We start from the raw sequence: 21,525 nt of genomic DNA, 5'->3' as shown, positions 1-21,525 counted from the left end.
GGGCTGCGTTGTTTCAGGCACTGGGGTGGGTCATGTCGAGTGGCACGATCCAGCGCTCATAGTCCGCTTCACTCAGCGCCCCCAGCGCCAGCGCTGCCTGCTTGAGCGTCAGCCCCTCCTTGTGCGCTTTCTTGGCAATCGCTGCCGCCTTGTCATAGCCGATGTGGCGGTTGAGCGCCGTCACCAGCATCAGGTTACGCGCCAGGTTTTCATTGATGCGCGGCAGATTGGGTTCAATGCCCAACGCACAATGGTCATTGAAGGCGGCGCACGCATCGGCCAGCAGCTCGATGCTCTCGAGCACGTTATGCACCATCACCGGCTTGTAGACATTGAGCTGGAAATTACCCTGCGTGCCGGCAAAGGCCACGGCGGCATCGTTGCCGAACACCTGTACGCAGACCATGGTCAGCGCCTCGCACTGGGTGGGGTTGACCTTGCCAGGCATGATGGATGAACCCGGCTCGTTCTCGGGGATATTCAGCTCGCCAATACCGCAACGCGGGCCGGAGGCCAGCCAGCGCACATCGTTGGCCATTTTCATCAGCCCGCCCGCCAGCGTGCGCAACGCGGCCGAGGTTTGCACCAGCGCATCGTGCGCAGCCAGTGCAAAGAACTTGTTGGTGGCATCCGCAAAGGGCTGGCCGGTGATGGCAGCGATTTTCTGCGCAGCCAGCCTGCCGAATTGCGGGTGGGCGTTCAGCCCGGTGCCGACCGCCGTACCGCCGATGGCCAGTTGCAGCACGCCAGGCAAAGCCGCCTTTATCGCCTCTATACCGAAGTTGATCTGCGCCACCCAGGCGCCGATTTCCTGCCCCAGCGTGATCGGCGTGGCGTCCTGCAGATGGGTGCGGCCGGTCTTGACGATGCGTTCGTATTCCTCGGCCTTGTGCGCCAAGGTGTCGCGCAAGTCGCGCACGGCAGGCAGCAGCCGGGCATGCACTTGCTCCACCACCGCAATATGCATGGCAGTGGGAAAGGTATCGTTGGAGCTTTGTCCGCGATTGACATGATCGTTGGGGTGCACCGGCTGCTTGCTGCCCATCACGCCGCCGGCCAGCTCGATGGCGCGGTTGCCGATCACCTCGTTGGCATTCATGTTGGACTGCGTGCCGCTGCCGGTCTGGAACACCACCAGCGGGAAATGCGCATCCAGCTTGCCGGCGATCACCTCGTCGGCCGCCTGCACGATCAGCGCCGCCACATCGCCCGGCAGCTCGCCCAGCTCGCGGTTGGCTTCGGCCGCAGCGCGCTTGAGGATGCCCAGCGCGCGGATCATCGGCCGCTGCCAGCGAAAGCGTGCCACGCCGATGGGGAAATTGATGATGGAGCGCTGCGTCTGCGCGCCCCAATAACGATCTGCCGCCACGTCGATAGCGCCCATCGAGTCGGTTTCGCTGCGGAATGTGCTCATGGCCTTGGCTCCCGGCAGGGGAATGCTTCCACGCTAGACCGCTTGCGCAGCAAAATGATGGTCAAGAATGCATCGAAGCCGACCGGCGCCTGTTAAAATCGCGCATCGTTCATTCCAACCGGTTGTTTGCAAATGGCTCAATACGTGATGTCCATGCTCCGCGTGAGCAAGATTGTTCCGCCCAAGCGTCAGATCATCAAGGATATTTCGCTGTCGTTCTTCCCTGGCGCCAAGATCGGTTTGCTGGGCCTGAACGGTGCGGGTAAATCCACCGTGCTGCGCATCATGGCCGGTGCGGACAAGGAATTCGACGGCGAAGTGCAGCATCTGGCTGGCGTGAAGATCGGCTATCTGGAGCAGGAACCCAAGCTGGATGCCGACAAGACCGTGCGCGAAGAAGTAGAAAGCGGCATGGGCGAAGTCATGGCGGCGCAAAAGCGCCTCGAAGAGGTGTATGCCGAATACGCCATGGAAGACGCGGATTTCGACGCACTGGCCGAAGAACAGGCCAAGCTGGAAGCCATCATCTCGGCCGGCGCTGGTGACAACACCGAGCTGCAACTGGAACTCGCTGCCGATGCGCTGCGCCTGCCGCCGTGGGATGCCAAGATCGGCAACCTCTCCGGCGGTGAAAAACGCCGCGTGGCACTGTGCAAGCTGCTGCTGTCCAAGCCGGACATGCTGCTGCTGGACGAGCCGACCAACCACCTGGACGCCGAATCGGTGGAGTGGCTGGAGCAGTTCCTGGTGCGCTTCCCGGGCACCGTGGTGGCGGTAACCCACGATCGCTACTTCCTCGACAACGCCGCCGAGTGGATTCTGGAACTCGACCGTGGTCATGGCATCCCCTGGAAGGGCAATTATTCGAGCTGGCTGGAGCAGAAGGAAGCCCGCCTGAAGCTGGAAGAGTCGCAGGAATCGGCCCGCCAGAAGGCGCTGAACAAGGAACTGGAATGGGTGCGCCAGAACCCCAAGGCACGCCAGGCCAAGTCCAAGGCGCGGATTGCCCGCTTCGAGGAACTGTCCAGCTTCGAGCACCAGAAACGCAATGAAACGCAGGAAATCTTCATCCCGGTGGCCGAGCGCCTCGGTGACAAGGTGATCGAATTCAAGGGCGTCTCCAAGTCGTTCGGCGACCGCCTGCTGATGGACAACTTCAGCTTTGCCGCCCCGGCTGGCGCCATCGTCGGCATCATCGGCCCCAACGGCGCCGGTAAATCGACGCTGTTCAAGATGATTGCCGGCAAGGAACAGCCGGATTCGGGCGAAGTGGAAATCGGCCAGACCGTGCAGATGGCCTTTGTCGAACAAAGCCGCGAAGGGCTGGAAGACGACAAGACCGTGTTCGACGATGTCTCGGGCGGCAACGACCTGATCACCGTCGGCAAGTTCGAAATGAGCAGCCGCGCCTATCTGGGCCGCTTCAACTTCAAGGGCGGCGACCAGCAGAAGAAAGTCGGCTCGCTGTCGGGCGGTGAACGCGGCCGCCTGCACCTGGCCAAAACCCTGCTCAAGGGCGGCAACGTGCTGATGCTGGACGAACCGTCCAACGACCTCGACGTGGAAACCCTGCGCGCACTGGAAGACGCACTGCTGGAGTTCGCCGGCACCGTGTTCGTGATCTCGCACGATCGCTGGTTCCTCGACCGTATCGCCACCCACATCATCGCAGCGGAAGGCGACAGCCAGTGGACCTTCTTCGACGGCAACTATCAGGAATACGAAGCCGACAAGAAAAAGCGCCTGGGTGAAGAAGGCGCCAAACCCAAGCGTATCCGCTACAAGCCGGTTACCCGCTAAATCGCACCGACGAGACGGGCTGGCTTCGGTCAGCCCGTTTTGCTTTTACCACCTATGAACACCCCACAAAACAACAACCCGCTGCACGGCATCAAGCTGGAAACCATGCTGCTTGATCTGGTCGATTTCTTCGGCTGGCCGGAGCTGGGCCGCATAATCAATATCCGCTGCTTTCAGGACAACCCCAGCATCAAGTCCAGCCTGGTCTTTCTGCGCCGCACGCCATGGGCGCGCCAGCAGGTTGAGGACTTGTATCTGGAATGCCTGCGGCGCTATGGCAAGGAGTCACGATGACCACCATTCTTACCGTCTGTGGCAGCTTGCGTGCTGCCTCGTATAACCGGGGCGTGTTGCGGGCTTTGCATGGGCTGGCGCCTGCCGGTGTCACTTTGCTCGACTACACCGGCCTAGCCCATTTGCCGCCGTTCAACCCGGATCACGATGCCGACACCGTACCGGCAGCGGTGCGGGATTGGCGGGCAGCGCTGGCCGGAGCAGATGCGGTGTTGATTGCGTCACCCGAGTATGCGTTTGGCGTGCCGGGCGCACTCAAGAATGCACTGGATTGGGTGGTGTCATCGGGTGAGTTCGTCGATAAACCCACGGCCGTGGTTACTGCATCGTCATCCAGCGCCGGTGGTGACAAATGCAATGCCGCACTGGTGCAGACGCTGCGGGTGATGAGTGCCGTAGTGGATGAAAACGCCATCCTGACCATTGCGCAGGTGGCCAAGCGCTTCAGCCTGCAGGGTGAGATACTCGATCCCGAACACGCTGCCGCACTGCGTTGCGTGTTGCTGACGCTGGATACGCAGACGCGCCTGGCGTCACGCTAGTCTTTTCTCACCCGGTTTTACGGCCACCACTGCGCTTGGCTACACTGTTGCCATCACAACACGGATCATGATCATGAAATGGATTGCTTTGCTGTGCCTGACCAGCCTGTTGCTTGCCTGTGGCGACAAAGAACACCCGGCCAAGATTGCCCAGCCGCAGCGCGATGCGCTGGAAAAAGCCAAGGGCGTGGATCAGACAGTGCAAAAGGCCGCTGAAGATCAAAACAAGCAGGCCGATGGCGACGAGAAAAAGTAAGCCCAAGCCTGCCTGCCAGCCGCCCCTGCCGGGCGGCTTTTTATCGTGCGTTGTTCACTGTGAATAGTTGCTGATATAACACCAGTTACTGCTCCAGCCTTAAATACAATTTTGCATCTTTGCTTGCACGTTCGCTGCATATTCGCGGCATTTGTTTCCAACTTGCCAGCACCGGCCGACGTTGGCGCCCCATAAAATACCGTTCAGCAGAAAAGTGCCTTCAAATCCCTGATTTAGCAGCTGCTTATCTTACAAAGCGCTCGGCAGCATGGTTAACTGAAAGCATACCAATTCCGGCTGACCCTGCGGGGTAAGGACAGATGGAGCGTTTTGCGTCCAGCAGATTGAATGCGGGCTATACCATTCCCTACAATCTTTACGATGAGAAGGGCACGCTGCTGCTGCGCGAAGGGTTTGTGATTGAGGCCGGCAGCCTGCTGGAGAAGCTGCAGCAAAAGGATTTGTTCTACAAGCCACCCTCCGCCCAGGGCGGCAATGGCGTTGATCTGCACCCGGTCTTGCGTGACCCGTTTGGCTTTTACAGCAATATCGTGCGTGAGCTGGATCTGCTGCTGTCTGGCCGCACGGCCAAATGCGATTTCGCTACCCGGCTACAAGGCGTGCAGACCGATCTGCAGTTGCTGTGGAAATACAAGCCCGATGCCGCGCTGGCAGCGCTGCTGCATCAACGCGAGGCCGGCTGTTACGCCACCCAGCATGCGGTGCATTGTGCAGTGCTGGTGCTGTGCGCCAGCGCCCAGCTCACCTTGCAACAAGCGCAACTGGCCTCGTTGCTGTCGGCCACGCTCACCATGAACATCAGCATGTATGCGCTGCAGAACAAGCTGTTTCAGCAGGCGCAACAGCTCTCCAGCGAACAACGCCGCCAAATCGATGCGCACCCGCAGCTGAGCGTGGAATTGCTGCGCGATGCCGGCGTAACCGACGAAGAATGGCTGCAGATCATCGCCCAGCATCACGAGGAATGGGATGGCAGCGGCTATCCCAATCACCTGGGCCGGCCCGGCATCGACCCGCTGGCGCACATCCTGCACGTGGCCGACGTGCTGGGGGCCAAGCTGTGGCCACGCGGCTACCGTGACGCACTGCCACCCAACAAGGCGCTGGCGCTGGTCTTCCAGGGCAAGCAACTAGACCAGCAAGTTTCAGGCGCCTTGATCAAGGGGCTGGGTGTTTACCCACCCGGCACCACGGTACGACTGAAAAACGGCGATATCGGACTGGTGGTGCGGCGCACCGACAAAGCCAACGCGCCCAAGGTACTGACCCTGTTCAACCAGCACCGCTCGCCGGTGTGGCCGCCACAGCCACGCAATACGGCCGACGAGCAGTATGCGGTCAGCGAAGTGGTCAACGCCCACAAGCTGAATTTGCGGCTGCCCGCCCCTCCCCGGGTGTGGGAATACGCCTGAGCGCCGCCCCCGGGCCAAACGGGCTTGACCGGGCGTGATGCCAATCGCCCGGTCGGCGATGCCTCAGCCGCCAAATACCTGATCCTTGCAGGCCAGTTTGTCGCCCGCCCGGAACGCCACGATGCCGGTGCCACCCGGCTGCACCAGCCAGATCGACTCACCCTGCGCCGGCACCACGGCGGTATAAGTCCGTTTTTTGCCCGGCTGGGCAAAACCGAACACCTGCGAGACGGGCTTGCCGTTGACGGTGCAGGTGGTGATCAGGTCACCGCCATCCGGCGTGGTGGCGACAAAGCGCAGATTGCGCGCACCCGGCGCGGCCTGACGCACATCAACCACGCGATGGGTGCCATTACCGGCGATGGCCGCAATCACCACATAGCGGGCGCTGCCCTTGCGGACCGGATAAACCGTGATCTTGCCCTCGGGCATTTCATTTGACGCAAAAGGTTCCAGCCTGGCGTTATAGGCGTCAAACCCAAAGACCTGGTAGGGCAAGGCCATGACCGGGAAGACCTTCCCGATCAATGCCGCATAAGCATCATTGCCCCCCTTGGCCGGGATGCTGTCTGCCGTCTTTGTAGTGGCCCCACCACGCTGCAGTTCGGCTCGCTCGCCGTCGCGCAAGGCACGACTGAACCGCAAAACCGTATTGGGCGCCGGCCAGCCCATGTCCCCCACGACGCCGGCATCGCGGCAACGCCCGCTCAAATGTTTGATAGCCGTGCCCTCAACCACAAAGCGACCATCACAATCCCCATCCTCGCTTTTGCCGCTGAGCTGCCACGCGCCATTGCTGAAGACCGCCACGCCGCTCACCTGGGTTTCGCCGGTCATCAAGCCGCCGGCACCGCCGGGGTCAGCTGCGCTGGCTTCACCGGCAAAGCGGATTTGGGCCCGTCCTCCCCCCAAGTCCAGCACTGTATAGCTGTAGCGGGCCACTTCGCTTTGCAACTTGCCCCGGCCATCCTTGTGCTGGGTCTGCGCCTGATAACTGTAGATGCCCGATGGCAAGGCAGCCGCTGCCGTTGTCTTTACCGGCTGCGGCGCGGCATCACGCTGCTGCGTGGGCAGGGCTGAAACGGTCTTGGTACCCTCAGGGGTTTTGACTGCCACCTGGCAACCTGCCAGTGCAAAAGGAATGATCCAGAAAATGAGCTTGTGCATGGTCGGTCGCAATCCGCTTGTTGCAAAGAAAATGGGAAGTCTGATTGCGCAGCATCATGCCATACGAGGTCAATAATAAGACAGCAAAAAGACAGAAATCAGATACGCGGCGGCGCCCGCCGGGCATGGGCACAGCATCAGTTGCGCGCTGCTCATTTTTTGAGCGGATAAAAATAGGCCAGCCAGATCAATAACTTGAGCGGCTTATGCACAGCGTGTACACATAGGCATCCCCGTTGCATGTGCATGATTGGGGAAAATGCCTGTCAAGCCGGCTGCGCACCTCTTGCCGCCCTGTCCACCGTACTCAAAACAGTATTGCCCGTTTTTTAATCAGGCCAGGATATTGCTGCCATATCAATGGCTTGGCCGCATCATCCACAGGGTTTGCACACGACCATCCCCGCTGCATGTGCATGACTGTGCAAAACGCCGCTGGCAGCAGCCAGCGCCGGCTTGTTGCACCTGCGGCGGGCTTGGCAAGCCGCAATGCCCACTTTTTAGTCAGCGATAAATATGTCTGCCACTTCAATCACTTGGCCGTGTCATCCACAGGGTGTACACATGACCATCCCCGCTGCATGTGCATGAATGTGCAAAAGCGCCCCGGCTGCAGCGAACATCACCCTGGCGCTCCCGCTACCTTGCTTGCCCATTTTTTGGGCAGCATAAAATATGTTTGCCATTTCAAACACTTGGCATCGTCGTCCACAGGGTGTGCACATACCCATCCCCGTTAGGTGTACATGGATGTGCAAAAAGTGCGGCTGCAACGCAGTGATATCACCCTGCAATGCTTGCGACAGCCCCCGACAGCTGCATTGCCCGTTTTATAGTCAGCATGGAATATGCCAAATATTTCAACTACTTGGCCACATCATCCACAGGGTGTGCACATAGCCATCCCCGTTGCGTGTGCATGAATGTGAAAAACATCCACACGCATGCGGGGCTTGCCTGGTAAAGCTTGCCCGGCACCGCAAACCCGTGCCGCTCATTTTTCAGGCAGGCCGGAATATTGTTGCCGATTCAGCAACTTGGCCTCGCCATCCACAGGGTTTGCACATACCCTTCCACGCCGGCTGTGCATTGATTACCCGCCGCATGCACATTGTGCTGCAAGCCCGAGCATGATGCGGCAACCCAAAGGTGCCTGCCCCGTTTTTAGGCAGATCAAAAATCACCCTTATCTTCAATTACTTGATGACGTTATCCACAGCATGCTCACAGCGCCATCCCCGGCAAATGTGCATGGGTGCAGAACAATGCCATGCATACGCTGCACTCAGTAACGACGCGGTTTACAGGCCGATTTCGGCCGGTTGATCATATTTTTGGCAGGCCAGAAATTCCCTGTGGCATCAGCATCTTGGCTGATTTATTCACAGGCAGTACACATGACCATCCCCGTTGTTTGTGCATGACTGTGCAAGCCGTATCCGCGCTCATTACTGGCAAAGGAAAATGGCTGCACGCTCCAGCGGGAAATCCGCAGCCGTACCGCATTTGCGCTTGTTGCCGCCGCGTTGCTGGAATGCACAGTATTCCTGGTCGTGATCATCCGGATCGTGGCGTATCTCGCCAAACTGGCCGTTTGCGCACCGGATATGAAACGTCTGCACCCTGGCGCCAGCAGGCGTGTGATCACTCAGGTCATAGCTCACTGCCAGGCAGTGCATGGTCGTCAGCAAAAGAAGGCTGGAGAGGATGATTTTCACGAGGTGCATTATTCGTAGGCCAATGCCCCGACGCTACCAGAAAAGCGCCGCCCGGTAGTGCACGCGCTCGTTTCCTTTGGCAATTTGCACAGGCAAGGCAATCGCCAAGCTTGATCTGCGCCAAGTTCTTACAAGCGGGTTGGTCGTAACCTAGCGCTACACCAATAGATTCGCTGGAGAACCCACATGAACGCACCGCTACTGCAGTTGCATCACGAGGCCTGGCAGGGCTTCCTGCCGGGGGATTGGCAACACAAGGTTGCCGTGCGCGATTTCATCCAGCGCAACTACACCCCATATACCGGTGACGCCAGCTTCCTGGCCGGCGCAACCGAACGCACTACCGCGCTGTGGGCCAAGCTGTCCGAATTGCTGACACAGGAGCGCGCCGCTCCCGGCGGCGTGCTGGATGTGGCTGCCGATCGCGGCACCGGCATCATCGCCTTTGGTCCGGGCTATATCGACCGCAATCTGGAAAAGATCGTCGGCGTGCAGACCGATGCACCGCTCAAGCGCGCCATCTTCCCCAATACCGGCCTGCGCATGGTGCAAGCCTCGCTGCGTGAAATCGGCCGCAAGCTCGATACGCAGATCGAGGAAATCTACAGCTATTACCGCAAGGATCACAACAGCGGCGTGTTCGACGTCTACAACCCGCTGATCCGCGCCTGCCGCTCGTCCGGCATCATTACCGGCCTGCCCGATGCCTATGGCCGTGGCCGCATCATCGGCGACTATCGTCGCGTGGCGCTGTATGGCGTCGATGCGCTGATGGCCTACAAGGAACAGGAAAAGGCCGAGACCGACGATCTCGATTTCACCGAAGACGTGCTGCGCCTGCGCGAGGAATTATCCGAGCAGATCCGCGCGCTGAGTGAACTCAAGCAGATGGCCACCGCCTACGGCCATGACATCGGCCGCCCGGCGGTCACCGCGCAGGAAGCGGTGCAGTGGGTCTACTTCGGCTATCTGGCGGCGGTGAAGGAGCAAAACGGCGCGGCCATGTCGCTGGGTCGGGTGTCTACCTTCCTCGATATCTATATCGAGCGCGACCTGCGCGCCGGCAAGCTGACCGAGCGCGAAGCGCAAGAGCTGGTCGACGATCTGGTGATCAAGCTGCGCATCGTGCGTTTCTTGCGCACCGAGGAATACAACAGCCTGTATTCGGGCGACCCGACCTGGGTGACCGAATCCATCGGCGGCATGGGCAAGGATGGCCGTACGCTGGTGAGCAAGAGCAGCTTCCGCTTCCTCAATACCCTGTTCAATCTTGGCCCCGCGCCCGAACCCAACCTGACCGTGCTGTGGTCGCCCGAGCTGCCGCGCGGCTTCAAGGATTTCTGCGCGCGCGTGTCGATCGAAACCAGCTCGATCCAGTATGAATCGGACGACCTGATGCGCCCGCACTGGGGTGATGACTACGGCATTGCCTGCTGCGTGTCGGCCATGGAAATCGGCAAGCAGATGCAGTTCTTCGGCGCACGCTGCAATCTGGCCAAGGCGCTGCTGTACGCCATCAACGGCGGCGTGGACGAAAAAACCGGCAAGCGTGTGGTACCGGGGTTTGAGCCGATTGCCGGCGATTATCTCGACTACGATACCGTGGTGGCACGCTTCGAGCGCATGATGGACTGGCTGGCGCAAACCTATGTGAAGGCACTCAACGCCATTCACTACATGCACGACAAGTATGCCTACGAGCGCATCGAAATGGCGCTGCACGACCGCGACATCCTGCGCACCATGGCCTGCGGCATTGCCGGCCTGTCGGTGGCGGCCGATTCGCTGTCGGCCATCAAGTACGCCAAGGTCAAGGTCATCCGCAACGAAGCCGGCATCGCCGTGGACTTCCAGATTGATGGCGATTATCCGGCCTACGGCAATAACGATGACCGCGTGGACAGCATCGCCGTGTGGTTGACTGAAACCTTCATGAGCAAGATCCGCAAGAACCCGACCTATCGCAACGCCATGCCGACGCAATCGGTGCTGACCATCACCTCCAACGTGGTGTACGGCAAGAAAACCGGCAATACGCCGGACGGCCGCCGCGCCGGTACCCCGTTTGCACCGGGCGCCAACCCGATGAACGGCCGCGACCACGAAGGCTTTGTCGCCGCCGGTGCCTCGGTGGCCAAGCTGCCCTACGACGCCGCGCTGGATGGCATCAGTTGGACCGCATCGGCCACGCCGGACGCGCTGGGCCACACGCTGAGCGACCGGGTAAACAATCTGGCCAACTGCCTGGACGGTTTCTGCAACGCCACGGGTTTCCACATCAATGTGAACGTGTTGAACCGTGAAACGCTGCTGGATGCCATGGATCACCCTGAGAAGTATCCGCAACTGACCATACGCGTGTCCGGCTATGCCGTGAACTTCATCAAGCTCAGCCGCGAACAGCAGCTGGATGTGATCAACCGTACTTTCCACGTGCACGCCTAGCGCCTCGGGAGAACATGGCTGCCGTCGAGGGCGTTGGAACCGGTATCAAGAACCCGGCCAAGCCGGGTTCCAACCAGCGTTGGCAGGGGAGGCTCCGGCTCTACCTGTTTGGCCCCCCCTGCCCTCGCCGCCGCGAGGGGGCCTCGCTGACGCTCGCAAGCGGCACGGATCAGGCTTCTAAAATTAGCGCCGCGTCACAATCACCAAACGACACGTGGCTAGTCAGTTTCACCCTTGCATGCCCAACCGGCATGCGGCCCCGGTACTTCCGATTGCACCAGGGGCCACCTGTTTTACCTTGCATGCCCACCCGGCATGCGGCGCCGGCGTCCTCGGGGGAGTGTCGCCGGCGCCACCCGTTTCACCCTGCACGCCGGATGGCGTGCGGCGTCGGTGCGTTGGAGGGCGTCACCGGCGCCACCTTTTCCCTCTGCACGCCCAACGGCGTACCCCGGCGCACCTGCGTGCAGGGGGCGCCCATAGCAGCGTTGCGACAACGAGCGCACGCAGTGTTCCCGGCCCGGCCGTGGAACCGGTCATCACTGGCAACACGGCCCGGCACCGGACACGGCACAGGGCGAAGGAGAACTTGCATGTCGATTACCCCTGCGCCGGGCGAAATCGCCCCGGCCGTGGTCAATGAAGCCGGTCAGCTGTGCGGCTTTGTCCATTCCGTGGAAACCGGCGCTGCCGTCGACGGCCCCGGCGTACGCTTTGTCGCCTTCATGGCCGGCTGCCAGTTCCGCTGCCTGTATTGCCACAACCCCGACACCTGGAAACTGCACAACGGCGAGCCCCGCCCGGCCGACGAGCTGGTGGACCAGATCGGCCGCTACGCCGGTTTTCTCAAACTCACCGGCGGACTGACCATCTCCGGCGGCGAACCGCTGATGCAGGCGCATTTCGTGCGCGAGGTGTTCTACCGCGCCAAGCAGCGCTACGGCCTGCATACCGCGCTGGATACGCAGGGCTTTCTGGCCGGCCACCTGCCGGATGACTGGTTCGACCCGGTCGATCTGGTGCTGCTCGATATCAAGCACATCGACCCGGCCAAGTACCTGCACATCACCGGCAAGCCGCTGCAGCCCACGCTGGACTTTGCCGAGCGGCTGATCCGGCTGCACAAGCCGATGTGGCTGCGCTATGTGCTGGTGCCCGGCCTGACCGACGACCCGGCCGACATTGCCGCGCTGGCGCGTTATGCCCAAGGACTGGCCGAGCGCGGCCCGGGCCTGATCGAACGCGTGGAGGTATTGCCCTTCCACAAGATGGGCGAGCCGAAATGGCAGGCGCTGGGGCTGGATTACCAGCTATCCGCCACTCCGGTGCCCACGCCGCAAGCCACCGAGTCCGCACGGCAGATCTTCCGCGACCACGGCCTCAATTGCTGCTGATGCAGTGCAACAAAGCATTGGCACAAGTACCACCCCAACGCTTGATGTGGATCAACCCCGCTACCCCGCTGCGGCCTTAATCTGAGCCTGAACGCGGACCACTGGAGAAACCGAAATGGCTACGAAAACCACACAGGAACTCGACGCCCTTGTAGCGCGAGTCAAGGCAGCACAGGCGGTATTTGCCAGCTACACCCAAGCGCAGGTCGATGAAATCTTCCGCTGTGCGGCCTTTGCCGCCGCCGATGCGCGCATCCCGCTGGCGCAGCTGGCGGTCGAGGAAACCGGCATGGGCGTGCTGGAAGACAAGGTAGTGAAAAACCACTTTGCCTCCGAGTACATCTACAACAAGTATAAGGACGACAAGACCTGCGGCGTGCTGAGCGAGGATGATGCCTTCGGCACCATCACCATCGCCGAACCGGTGGGCCTGATCTGCGGCATCGTGCCGACCACCAACCCGACCTCCACCGCCATCTTCAAGGCGCTGATCGCCCTCAAGACCCGCAACGGCATCATTTTCAGCCCGCACCCGCGCGCCAGACGCGCCACCTGCGAGGCAGCCCGGCTGATCCTGGAAGCCGCCGTCAAGGCCGGCGCCCCGGCCGACATCATCGGCTGGATTGACGAACCATCGGTTGCGCTGTCCGAGCAGCTGATGCGCCATCCGGACATCAACCTGATCCTCGCTACTGGCGGCCCGGGCATGGTGCATGCAGCCTATTCCAGCGGCAAGCCGGCCATTGGCGTCGGCGCCGGCAACACGCCGGCGGTGATCGACGAAACCGCCGACATCAAGCGCGCGGTGGCATCCATCCTGATGTCCAAGACCTTCGACAACGGCGTGGTATGTGCCTCCGAGCAGGCCGTGATCGTGGTGGACAGCATTTACAAGGCCGTGCGCGACCGCTTCATCGGCGCGGGCGGCTATGTGCTCAATGCGGCGGAGCGCAAGGCCGTCAGCGAGGTGATCTTGGTGAACGGCGGGCTGAACAGCGCCATCGTCGGCCAGAGCGCGACCCAGATCGCCACCATGGCCGGCATCAAGGTACCGCCCTACACCAAGGTGCTGATCGGCGAGGTGAACGAGGTCAGCAACGACGAAGCCTTTGCGCACGAGAAGCTCAGCCCCACCCTTGGCATGTATCGCGCGCGTGATTTCAAGCACGCGGTCGAGCTGGCCGAGGCGCTGGTCACGCTGGGTGGCATCGGCCACACCGCCGCACTCTATACCGACCAGGACCTGCGCGAAGACCGCGTGCGCTACTTTGGCGAACGCATGAAGACCGCGCGCATCCTGATCAATACGCCGTCCAGCCAGGGCGGCATCGGTGACCTGTACAACTTTGCGCTGGCACCGTCGCTCACCCTGGGCTGCGGCTCGTGGGGCGGCAACTCGATTTCGGAAAACGTGGGGCCACAACACTTGATCAACAAGAAAACCGTCGCCAAGCGTGCCGAGAACATGCTGTGGCACAAGCTGCCCAAGAGCATCTACTTCCGTCGCGGCAGTCTGCCGTTTGCGCTGGAAGAGCTGGCCGACAAGCGCCGTGCCGTCATCGTGACGGGTCGTTATCTGTTCGAGAACGGCTATTGCGATGAGACCATCCGCGTGCTGAAAAAGCTGGGGCTGGAAGTGGACGTGTTCTACGGTGTCGAGGCCGACCCGACGCTGGCCGTGGTGCGCGAAGGCGTGCGCGTGCTCAACGCCTTCAAGCCGGACGTGATCATCGCGCTCGGCGGCGGCAGCCCGATGGATGCGGCCAAGATCATGTGGGTGATGTACGAGCACCCGGACGTGCACTTCCAGGAACTGGCACTGCGCTTCATGGACATCCGCAAGCGCATCTACCGCTTCCCCAAGATGGGGCAAAAGGCCAGCCTGGTGGCAATTCCCACCACCTCGGGCACTGGCTCGGAAGTGACGCCGTTTGCGGTAGTGACCGATGAAGTGACCGGCATCAAGTACCCGATTGCCGACTACGAGCTGACCCCGGACATTGCCATTGTCGACCCCAACCTGGTGATGGACATGCCCAAGGGGCTGACCGCCTTCGGTGGCATCGACGCAGTCACCCACGGGCTGGAAGCGTATGTGTCGGTGATGGCGAACGAGTATTCCGACGCGCAGGCCCTGCAGGCGCTGAACATGCTCAAGCAGCATCTGCCGTCGGCCTACCTGAACGGCGCGCGTGACCCGCATGCCCGCGAGGCAGTGCACAATGCAGCCACCATTGCCGGCATTGCGTTTGCCAATGCCTTCCTCGGCGTGTGCCACAGCATGGCGCACAAGATCGGTGCCGAGTTTCATCTGGCACACGGCCTGGCCAACGCGCTGCTGATCAGCAATGTCATCCGTTACAACGCGGCGGACATTCCGACCAAGCAGACCTCGTTCAGCCAGTATGACCGACCGCAGGCCAAGTGCCGCTATGCCGAAATTGCCCGCCACCTTGGCCTGCCGGCCAAAAACAACGAGCAAGGCGTAGCCAGCCTGATTGCCTGGGTGGATGACCTCAAGGCCACACTGGGCATCCCGGCGTCGATCCGCGAGGCCGGCGTGCCGGAGCACGAGTTCCTCGACCGGATCGACCAGTTGGCAGTGGAAGCGTTTGACGACCAGTGCACCGGCGCCAACCCGCGCTTCCCGCTGATCAGCGAACTCAAGCAACTGCTGCTGGACAGCTACTACGGCCGGCCGTATCAGGAAGCCTACGAGCGAGCCGAAGCACAGGTCGATACCAAGACCGAGGCCTGACCCTACACCCCCGGCCCTGACCGGGGGTTTTCAATTGCACGCCCGGAAATCGGCCGCTCTGGCTGCTGCGCGCAGCGCACCGGCTTCCGGTCGCCGAATATGCCGCCACACAAGGACACCATGAACCGGCTCGCCCCGCCTGTCCCGAATGACCTGACCCCGGCCCCCAGCCCCTGCCCCGCCCCGCCGGCCATCGAAGCCACCGCCAGCATGGCATTGTCGCGCGTGCTCAATCTGGCGCTGCAAGCCGGCCTGCTGGCGCACCAATCCGGCTCGGCCACGCATGCCACCTCGCTGCTGATGCAGCGTGTGGCCCGCTGCCTGGGGGCAGAGCGCGTGGACGTGCTGATTTCGTCCACCAATGTGGGCATCACCATCACGGTGGGCAATCAGAGCGAAACCGCCATGCGCAAGGCACCGCATCTGGGGGCCGATTTTGCGCTGCTGTGCGCGCTGACGCGCTGGGTGCGCCAGCTGGAAGACCATGCCCTGACGCTGGCCGGCGCAGAGGACGCACTGGCGGCACTGGCTACCCCCTGCCCGCATTACCCGCTGCCATTGGTGGTCGGTATGGTGGGGCTGGCCTGCGGCGGCTTTGCCGCGCTGTTCGGCGGCGACCCGGTGGCCATCGCCATCACCACGCTGGGCGCGGCCTGCGGCAGCGCGGTGAAAACCTGGCTGGCGCGGCGCCACTTCAGCCCGGCGGTGTTTGCCACCGTGGCCAGCTTTGTGGCGCTATTGCTGACCGGCGCGCTGCGCGGCCTGAGCGCCACGCCCAGTGCGGCGCTGGCTGCATCGGTGCTGTTCTTGATTCCCGGCGTGCCGTTGATCAATGCCGCCAGCGACCTGTTGAACGCCAACTACCTGAACGGCATGGTGCGGCTGACGCTGAGTGCGGTGGTGGTATTCGGCATCGCGCTGGGTATGAGCCTGGCGCTGCGCATGATCGGCTTGTAGGCCAAGGAGGCATGATGCACTGGTTGACCGAACTCTGGGCCGCACCGGCCGCACTGGGCTTTGCCCTACTGTTCAATGTACCGCCACGCACCATCGTGGCTTGCGGCATACTGGCCATCATCGGCCATGCCGCCCGTAGCGGTGTGCTGGCCCTGCATGGCGACGTGGTGCTCGGCACCCTGATCGCCGCCGTTGTCATCGGTCTGCTGGCCGATCTGTGGGCCGGCCGGCAGGGCGACCCACCCGCCATTTACGCCATCAGCGCCGCCATTCCGCTGGTGCCGGGCAAGTTCATGTATGAATCGGTGCAGGCATTGCTGGGCATTGCCGTGCTGCCGGCCGACGGCAACGGTGCAGCGCTGATTGCCACCGCGGGCATCAGCGCGGTGAAGGCGGCGATGATTTTGCTGGCGCTGAGCTTTGGCATTGCGGCACCGCTGCTGCTGCGACCCCATCTCGGCAAGGCGGGGTGAGCCGAGATGACAAAGCGTGCGGAAGGCAATCCGCACGCTTTGCCTAACCGTACTTATTGCAGGATCTGGTACGAATCCCCGTACACCTTCCAGTACAGCGGCGTATTCAGGTCCAGATTGCCGTTGTTCAGGAACACGCGCTGTGCGGTTTCGATGCGGCTGACATCCTCATGCGCCGCTTCCTTCTTCATTTCCACCACGCGGGCGTCGAGAAAGGCTTGCAGATAGGTCACTTCCGCCCCGCCCTGCGTCGGCGTCGATGCTTTCTTCAGGGCTGCCTTGCGCACGCTCTGCAGGCCGTCGAAGCCGTGCACCACGGCAGCGTCGTAGTAGGCGAACTGGCCCAGTGCGTGCAGGCCGTCCTGCTTGGCCAGTTGCACGGCCGGGTTGAAGTAGACGGTGTCGCGCTCGTAGTCCTGCGCGCTCTGGAAGTGCGGATCGGCAGCTGCGGTTTTCCAGTCCTTGGTGAAGTTCGGGTCCAGACCGGCGTGTGATGCACTGTTGTTCACCGAACGCAGTGCCGGCAGGTATTTGGCCAGCACATTGCCCGGATACTGGTTGGTGTAGGCGTCGACCAGCTCCAGCATGTCGCCGGTGCCCGAGCAGAAACCGATGATGCCGGCGGTATAGCCGCGGCCATCACCGATATCCTCGATATAGCTGTACTGGGCGCGCCAGTTCAGCGACGAATTCTCGGCGCTGGAGACCAGCTGCATGGCGATTTCCTTCTTGGCCGGGTCATCCAGGCCCACGCTGCTCGGCTTGGGTGTCGGGGTAACCGGCACCGGCGTCGAGGTCGGGCGCGGCGTCGGTGTTGCCGGCACTGGAGTGGCAGTGGGGCGCGGCGTCGGCGTGGCCGGGGTGCTGGTCGGCACCGGTGTTGCGCTGGGCTTGGGGGTGGCCGTCGGCGCGGTGGTGGGCTTGCTTGTCGGGGCCGTGGTCGGGCGCGGGGTCACGGTCGGGGCCAAGGTTGGCACCGGCGTAGCACTGCTGGTGCCCTGCGGCGACCACAGGCTCGGGGTAGCCGCCGGGTTCCAGTTAGCGCCGACATAGGCGGTATGGGTGACCAGCGCCTTGTAGTCCTGGCCGTTATAGGTCACGACCGTGCCGGCAGTATAGGTATTGCCTTCCTGCCAGGTCGGCGCGGCCATAGCCACGCTGGCCAGCAGGCCGCAGCCCAGCACGAGGCCCAGCAGCGATTGCAGCGTGCGGGATGTACGCTTCTTCATCATGAATTCTCCATCCTGGGTGTTCGCCCGGATTTTTGGTTATGAAAAGCGCCGCCAGGCCATGAGGCACCGGCAACGCTGCGCCCATCTTTGCGCGCGCAGGGCGCAGCGCCCAGCCCCCGCAACGATGCGTTTCACGGCCACGGCAAGAATCAGCAATAAATCATTTAATAATCAATATATTAAGACTAAAAGATGGTCGCTTTTCTTTTCACGGCCACGCGTGGTTTGTGGCGGCAATGAGGGGGACTCCTGGGCTGGTGTGCCAACTCCGCGCCCGGTAATCCTCGTGCGCAGCGTGATCGGCGGCACTTTTACTGCGGCGCCATGCGCCTGCGAGGGCCGCCCGCATGCATCGGCTCACGCACATGCAAGAACGCAGCGCGCCGAATTTTTTGTCTAAATCCGGCCAGATTTGAGCAAAAAACAGCAGATCAGGGATAGCCGCAATGTGTCCGTTTTGAAAACATACCAAGTCAAAAACCGGCAAGTTAAGCCCCTGAATTCATGCACCATTTTGGTTTCATGGCGGTTTTGGCCAGTGCACCTTCGCGCACCGCAACATTAGAATATATTCATATATTATTGATTCTTAACGATTTTTGTCACACAAACCGTTTGACGAACTGTAAGCACTCGTCCACCATCCGCCTTACAACGCGCGGAGTGTCCACCCGGGCGTAAAAACAAGGATGATGGAGAAGGAAATGTCGAAGAAACCGTTCGCCCTGTGGCTCGCGGCAGGGCTGCTTGCAGCCAGCGCATACGCCGCCCCGACCTGGCAGGAAGGCAGCACCTACACCGCCGGCACGCAAGTTGACTACAACGGCAGCACCTATCAGGCGCTGGTCACGCACACCGCCTACGTGGGCGCCAACTGGAACCCCGCCGGCACGCCGACACTGTGGAAAGTGGTAGGCACCGCCAGCCCGACGCCGACACCGACCACCAAGCCCACCACCGCGCCCACCGCGACACCGGTTCCGACCAGCAAGCCGACGGCAACTCCGGTTCCGACGACCAAGCCGACGAGCACGCCCGTCCCCACCGCTACCCCGGTGCCGACCAGCAAGCCCACCGTCGCTCCGACATCCACGCCGGTGCCGACCACCGCACCGACCGCCACACCCAAGCCGACCAGCACCCCGGTGCCGACCGCTACCCCGGTCCCCACGACTGCGCCGACCACCGCCCCGACAGCAACACCCACCGGCACCCCGAGCGGTACGCCGTGTGCAACGGCCTGGAGCGCCGGTGCCATTTACAACGGCGGCAACAGCGCCAGCTACCAAGGTCACAACTACACCGCCAAGTGGTGGACACAGGGCAATGACCCGTCCCAAGGCGGCGTATGGGTTGATGCAGGCAGCTGCAGCAACGGTGGCACGGGTGGCATCGGCGGCACGCCGGTTCCGACCACTACCCCGGTGCCTTCCGGCCCGCCCACGCTGCAACAGGCACTGGCCCGCGAAGCCGAGCTGACCAACAACGATTTCTTCCGCAGCATCAAGGCCACCATCCGCACGCTGCCGAATGCAGACGTCGAGAAGGTTGCAGCGGGCAATACCGCCAACCCGATCAACGTGAAGCGCGTTGAACGCCTGCTGCCGGAAGCGAAGTGGAACTACTACTTCGAAATCCGCGACACCAGCTACAGCTACCAGCGCTTCCTGCAAGCCGTGGCCAAGTTCCCGGCCGTGTGCGATGACTACAAGGATGGCCGCGATGCCGACGCCATCTGCCGTCACTCGCTCGCCACCATGTTCGCGCACTTTGCCCAGGAAACCGGTGACCACAACGCCAACATTGCCACCCCGCAATGGCGTCAGGGCCTGAAGTATCTGCGTGAAATGGGTTGCGACGAAACCGGCGCCGGCTGCGGTTACAACACAGAATGCGCCGATCCGGTGTTCAACAAGGTATGGACCTGCGGCAAGAACGCCGACGGTTCGTGGAAAAAGTACTTCGGCCGTGGCGCCAAGCAGCTGTCGTACAACTACAACTACGGCCCGTTCTCGCAAGCCATGAACAACGGTGACCAGTTCGTGCTGCTGAACAACCCGGACCTGGTGGCCAGCACCTGGCTGAACCTGGCCTCGGCCACGTTCTTCTTCGTCTACCCGCAACCGCCCAAGCCGTCCATGCTGCAAGTGATCGACGGCACCTGGGTACCGAACCAGGTGGACGTTGCCAACGGTGCCGGCAACAACTTTGCCACGACGATCCAGATCATCAACGCCGAGTGCGGACTGGGGACCGAGAAGCAGGCAGCGCAGAACCGCATCGACTACTACAAGCAGTTTGCTGCCGATCTGGGCTGGGACTACAGCAAGGAGCAACTGAGCTGCGCCACCATGAAGCGTTTCGACGCCGGCAGCTCGGCCGCCTACAACATCTACTGGGAAAAGAACTGGAACGTCGGCGGCGACAACCAGTGCCAGCTGGTGAGCTACCAGACCCCGTACAACGCGCTGATGGAAGGCAACTACGTGAAGTGCGTGCAGGACAACTGGGGCATCACCCTGAAGTAACACATGCAGCCGGGGCGCACGCCCCGGCGCATCATCGGTGTCGTGTAGTTGGGTATACCGACCTTGCGGGCGTCTTCGGACGCCCTTTTTGCTGCCTGCGCCAGGCAGAACGCCATGCAGGTAGCGCCCGCAAGCGCTGCGGTAGCCGGATCAGCGCCCGGCCATCACCGGTAGCGCTGCAGGATGCGCTCGATCTCGCCGCTGCGGCGCAGGCTCTCGATGGCGCCCTGTACCTGCAGCGGGTCCAGCTGGCTGCGCTTGCTCACGCCGCATTCGACGTCGAAGCGCTGTACCGGATAAATGATGGTGATGGCGGGCAGCGGCTCGACCTTGCGCAGCCAGTCCATCATCAGGCGGTGCATGATGACCAGATCGGTGCGGCCGTACTTGGCCTTGCGCGCCGCAGTCAGCTCATCGGCGGCATCGTCGCGCACCAGCGCGCCCGAAGCAAACGCCTCGTCCAGCGGCGGATAGACATAGCCCAGCACCGTACCGACATGCGCACCGTTGAACGACGACAGCGTTGGCACGGGCTTGCGTTGCTGGAAGCTCACGATGAGGTCTTCGTTGCTGAACAGTGGCCCGCTCCACAGATAGCTGTCCGGCTTGGCCACCCAGTTGCGGCTGACATAGCAACGCACGTCGGCCAGGTTCTGCTGGAACGCAGCATCAATGCGCTTGCGCGGCAAGACGACGAATTCGGGCTTGCTGCCGGCGTTTTGGGCAATCGCCTGCATCAGGTCAAACATGATGCCCTCGACCAGGCGCCCCTGCACGAAGCGCCCCAGCGGCATGCTCCATGATTCGGTGACAGAAAAACGCAGCGTGCCGGCCCCCGCCACTTCAAAACAGCCCAGCGCCATCAGCATCAGCGAGCATTTCGCCAGTTTGACCACTTCCCGCGCCATCCGTAAGGAAAAGGAATCGCGAGTATAAAGCGTTTAAAACGCGAAGATGAATATTTGCGCTTTCTGTTGCGATGCAACAACTGCCCTGCCGCCACATCCAGGCTTGACACGCAGGCAAACGGCGCCAGCACTGGTTTTGCACAAGAAGTTTGGTTTCGGCTTTGATATAGACTGAAAGTATTTTACTGACCAAATTAGTCAGAAAA

At 61.8% G+C, this 21,525-nt stretch carries 16 protein-coding genes; 11 read left to right on the top strand and 5 right to left on the bottom strand.

What is annotated here, in order from left to right; all coding sequences use genetic code 11:
* Positions 1–13: 13 nt before the first annotated feature.
* Positions 14–1,414, bottom strand: coding sequence for a class II fumarate hydratase (fumC, locus tag B9A19_RS04920; RefSeq protein WP_084089476.1), 1,401 nt, complete (start codon positions 1,412–1,414; stop codon positions 14–16).
* Between the two features lie 132 nt (positions 1,415–1,546).
* Between fumC and ettA the strand changes: the two genes are divergently transcribed.
* The 5 genes from ettA (at position 1,547) to B9A19_RS04895 (ending at position 5,739) form a co-directional block, all read left to right on the top strand.
* Positions 1,547–3,214: an energy-dependent translational throttle protein EttA gene (gene ettA / locus B9A19_RS04915; RefSeq protein ID WP_084089474.1), complete on the top strand. Its 1,668-nt coding sequence runs from the start codon at positions 1,547–1,549 to the stop codon at positions 3,212–3,214.
* A 54-nt stretch (positions 3,215–3,268) separates the two neighbouring features.
* Positions 3,269–3,508, top strand: coding sequence for a VF530 family protein (locus B9A19_RS04910; protein ID WP_084089472.1), 240 nt, complete (start codon positions 3,269–3,271; stop codon positions 3,506–3,508).
* The gene (locus B9A19_RS04905) at positions 3,505–4,050 is read left to right on the top strand and encodes an NADPH-dependent FMN reductase (RefSeq protein WP_084089470.1); all 546 of its coding nucleotides are present in this window, start codon (positions 3,505–3,507) and stop codon (positions 4,048–4,050) included. The genes B9A19_RS04910 and B9A19_RS04905 overlap by 4 nt, the downstream gene beginning before the upstream one ends.
* A 73-nt stretch (positions 4,051–4,123) precedes the next feature.
* Entirely contained in the window at positions 4,124–4,306 is a 183-nt protein-coding gene (locus B9A19_RS04900) for a hypothetical protein (protein WP_139798659.1), read from the top strand.
* A gap of 320 nt (positions 4,307–4,626) precedes the next feature.
* Positions 4,627–5,739, top strand: a complete 1,113-nt coding sequence (locus tag B9A19_RS04895) for an HD-GYP domain-containing protein (RefSeq protein ID WP_084089467.1) — start codon at positions 4,627–4,629, stop codon at positions 5,737–5,739.
* Between the two features lie 63 nt (positions 5,740–5,802).
* Here B9A19_RS04895 and B9A19_RS04890 read toward each other — a convergent pair whose 3' ends face one another.
* Positions 5,803–6,906: a hypothetical protein gene (locus B9A19_RS04890; RefSeq protein ID WP_084089466.1), complete on the bottom strand. Its 1,104-nt coding sequence runs from the start codon at positions 6,904–6,906 to the stop codon at positions 5,803–5,805.
* Positions 6,907–8,354: 1,448 nt separating this feature from the next.
* Complete coding sequence (locus B9A19_RS04885; RefSeq protein WP_139798658.1) at positions 8,355–8,633, bottom strand: hypothetical protein; 279 nt, start codon at positions 8,631–8,633, stop codon at positions 8,355–8,357.
* 177 nt (positions 8,634–8,810) lie between these two features.
* Here B9A19_RS04885 and pflB point away from each other — a divergent pair, with 177 nt between their 5' ends.
* The 5 genes from pflB (at position 8,811) to B9A19_RS04860 (ending at position 16,651) form a co-directional block, all read left to right on the top strand.
* Positions 8,811–11,069, top strand: a complete 2,259-nt coding sequence (gene pflB / locus B9A19_RS04880) for a formate C-acetyltransferase (RefSeq protein ID WP_084089462.1) — start codon at positions 8,811–8,813, stop codon at positions 11,067–11,069.
* Between the two features lie 593 nt (positions 11,070–11,662).
* A complete protein-coding gene (gene pflA / locus B9A19_RS04875) occupies positions 11,663–12,463 on the top strand; it encodes a pyruvate formate-lyase-activating protein (RefSeq protein ID WP_084089460.1) in 801 nt (266 codons plus the stop codon).
* A gap of 115 nt (positions 12,464–12,578) precedes the next feature.
* Entirely contained in the window at positions 12,579–15,221 is a 2,643-nt protein-coding gene (gene adhE / locus B9A19_RS04870) for a bifunctional acetaldehyde-CoA/alcohol dehydrogenase (protein WP_084089458.1), read from the top strand.
* A gap of 120 nt (positions 15,222–15,341) precedes the next feature.
* Complete coding sequence (locus B9A19_RS04865) at positions 15,342–16,178, top strand: threonine/serine exporter family protein (protein WP_176216779.1); 837 nt, start codon at positions 15,342–15,344, stop codon at positions 16,176–16,178.
* Positions 16,179–16,189: 11 nt separating this feature from the next.
* Complete coding sequence (locus tag B9A19_RS04860) at positions 16,190–16,651, top strand: threonine/serine exporter family protein (protein WP_084089454.1); 462 nt, start codon at positions 16,190–16,192, stop codon at positions 16,649–16,651.
* 53 nt (positions 16,652–16,704) lie between these two features.
* Here B9A19_RS04860 and B9A19_RS23390 read toward each other — a convergent pair whose 3' ends face one another.
* Entirely contained in the window at positions 16,705–17,883 is a 1,179-nt protein-coding gene (locus B9A19_RS23390; protein WP_308418218.1) for a chitosanase, read from the bottom strand.
* A gap of 704 nt (positions 17,884–18,587) precedes the next feature.
* Between B9A19_RS23390 and B9A19_RS22765 the strand changes: the two genes are divergently transcribed.
* Positions 18,588–20,411: a glycoside hydrolase family 19 protein gene (locus tag B9A19_RS22765; RefSeq protein WP_217806985.1), complete on the top strand. Its 1,824-nt coding sequence runs from the start codon at positions 18,588–18,590 to the stop codon at positions 20,409–20,411.
* A gap of 164 nt (positions 20,412–20,575) precedes the next feature.
* Here B9A19_RS22765 and B9A19_RS04830 read toward each other — a convergent pair whose 3' ends face one another.
* Positions 20,576–21,307 carry a substrate-binding periplasmic protein gene (locus B9A19_RS04830; protein WP_176216778.1) on the bottom strand — a complete coding sequence of 244 codons (732 nt, stop codon included), beginning with the start codon at positions 21,305–21,307 and terminating at the stop codon, positions 20,576–20,578.
* Positions 21,308–21,525: the final 218 nt, after the last annotated feature.

Origin of the sequence: Andreprevotia lacus DSM 23236 (assembly GCF_900176275.1) — a bacterium.
GTDB classification, from domain to species: Bacteria; Pseudomonadota; Gammaproteobacteria; order Burkholderiales; family Chitinibacteraceae; genus Andreprevotia; species Andreprevotia lacus.
The sequence above is the reverse complement of the archived record's forward strand: the minus strand, read 5'-3'. Positions and strand labels throughout refer to the sequence as shown.

Coding starts and splice junctions, on each gene's coding strand:
- fumC (WP_084089476.1), bottom strand. CDS start 1,414: ATGAGCACATTCCGCAGCGAAACCGACTCGATGGGCGCTATCGACGTG.
- ettA (WP_084089474.1), top strand. CDS start 1,547: ATGGCTCAATACGTGATGTCCATGCTCCGCGTGAGCAAGATTGTTCCG.
- B9A19_RS04910 (WP_084089472.1), top strand. CDS start 3,269: ATGAACACCCCACAAAACAACAACCCGCTGCACGGCATCAAGCTGGAA.
- B9A19_RS04905 (WP_084089470.1), top strand. CDS start 3,505: ATGACCACCATTCTTACCGTCTGTGGCAGCTTGCGTGCTGCCTCGTAT.
- B9A19_RS04900 (WP_139798659.1), top strand. CDS start 4,124: ATGAAATGGATTGCTTTGCTGTGCCTGACCAGCCTGTTGCTTGCCTGT.
- B9A19_RS04895 (WP_084089467.1), top strand. CDS start 4,627: ATGGAGCGTTTTGCGTCCAGCAGATTGAATGCGGGCTATACCATTCCC.
- B9A19_RS04890 (WP_084089466.1), bottom strand. CDS start 6,906: ATGCACAAGCTCATTTTCTGGATCATTCCTTTTGCACTGGCAGGTTGC.
- B9A19_RS04885 (WP_139798658.1), bottom strand. CDS start 8,633: ATGCACCTCGTGAAAATCATCCTCTCCAGCCTTCTTTTGCTGACGACC.
- pflB (WP_084089462.1), top strand. CDS start 8,811: ATGAACGCACCGCTACTGCAGTTGCATCACGAGGCCTGGCAGGGCTTC.
- pflA (WP_084089460.1), top strand. CDS start 11,663: ATGTCGATTACCCCTGCGCCGGGCGAAATCGCCCCGGCCGTGGTCAAT.
- adhE (WP_084089458.1), top strand. CDS start 12,579: ATGGCTACGAAAACCACACAGGAACTCGACGCCCTTGTAGCGCGAGTC.
- B9A19_RS04865 (WP_176216779.1), top strand. CDS start 15,342: ATGAACCGGCTCGCCCCGCCTGTCCCGAATGACCTGACCCCGGCCCCC.
- B9A19_RS04860 (WP_084089454.1), top strand. CDS start 16,190: ATGATGCACTGGTTGACCGAACTCTGGGCCGCACCGGCCGCACTGGGC.
- B9A19_RS23390 (WP_308418218.1), bottom strand. CDS start 17,883: ATGATGAAGAAGCGTACATCCCGCACGCTGCAATCGCTGCTGGGCCTC.
- B9A19_RS22765 (WP_217806985.1), top strand. CDS start 18,588: ATGTCGAAGAAACCGTTCGCCCTGTGGCTCGCGGCAGGGCTGCTTGCA.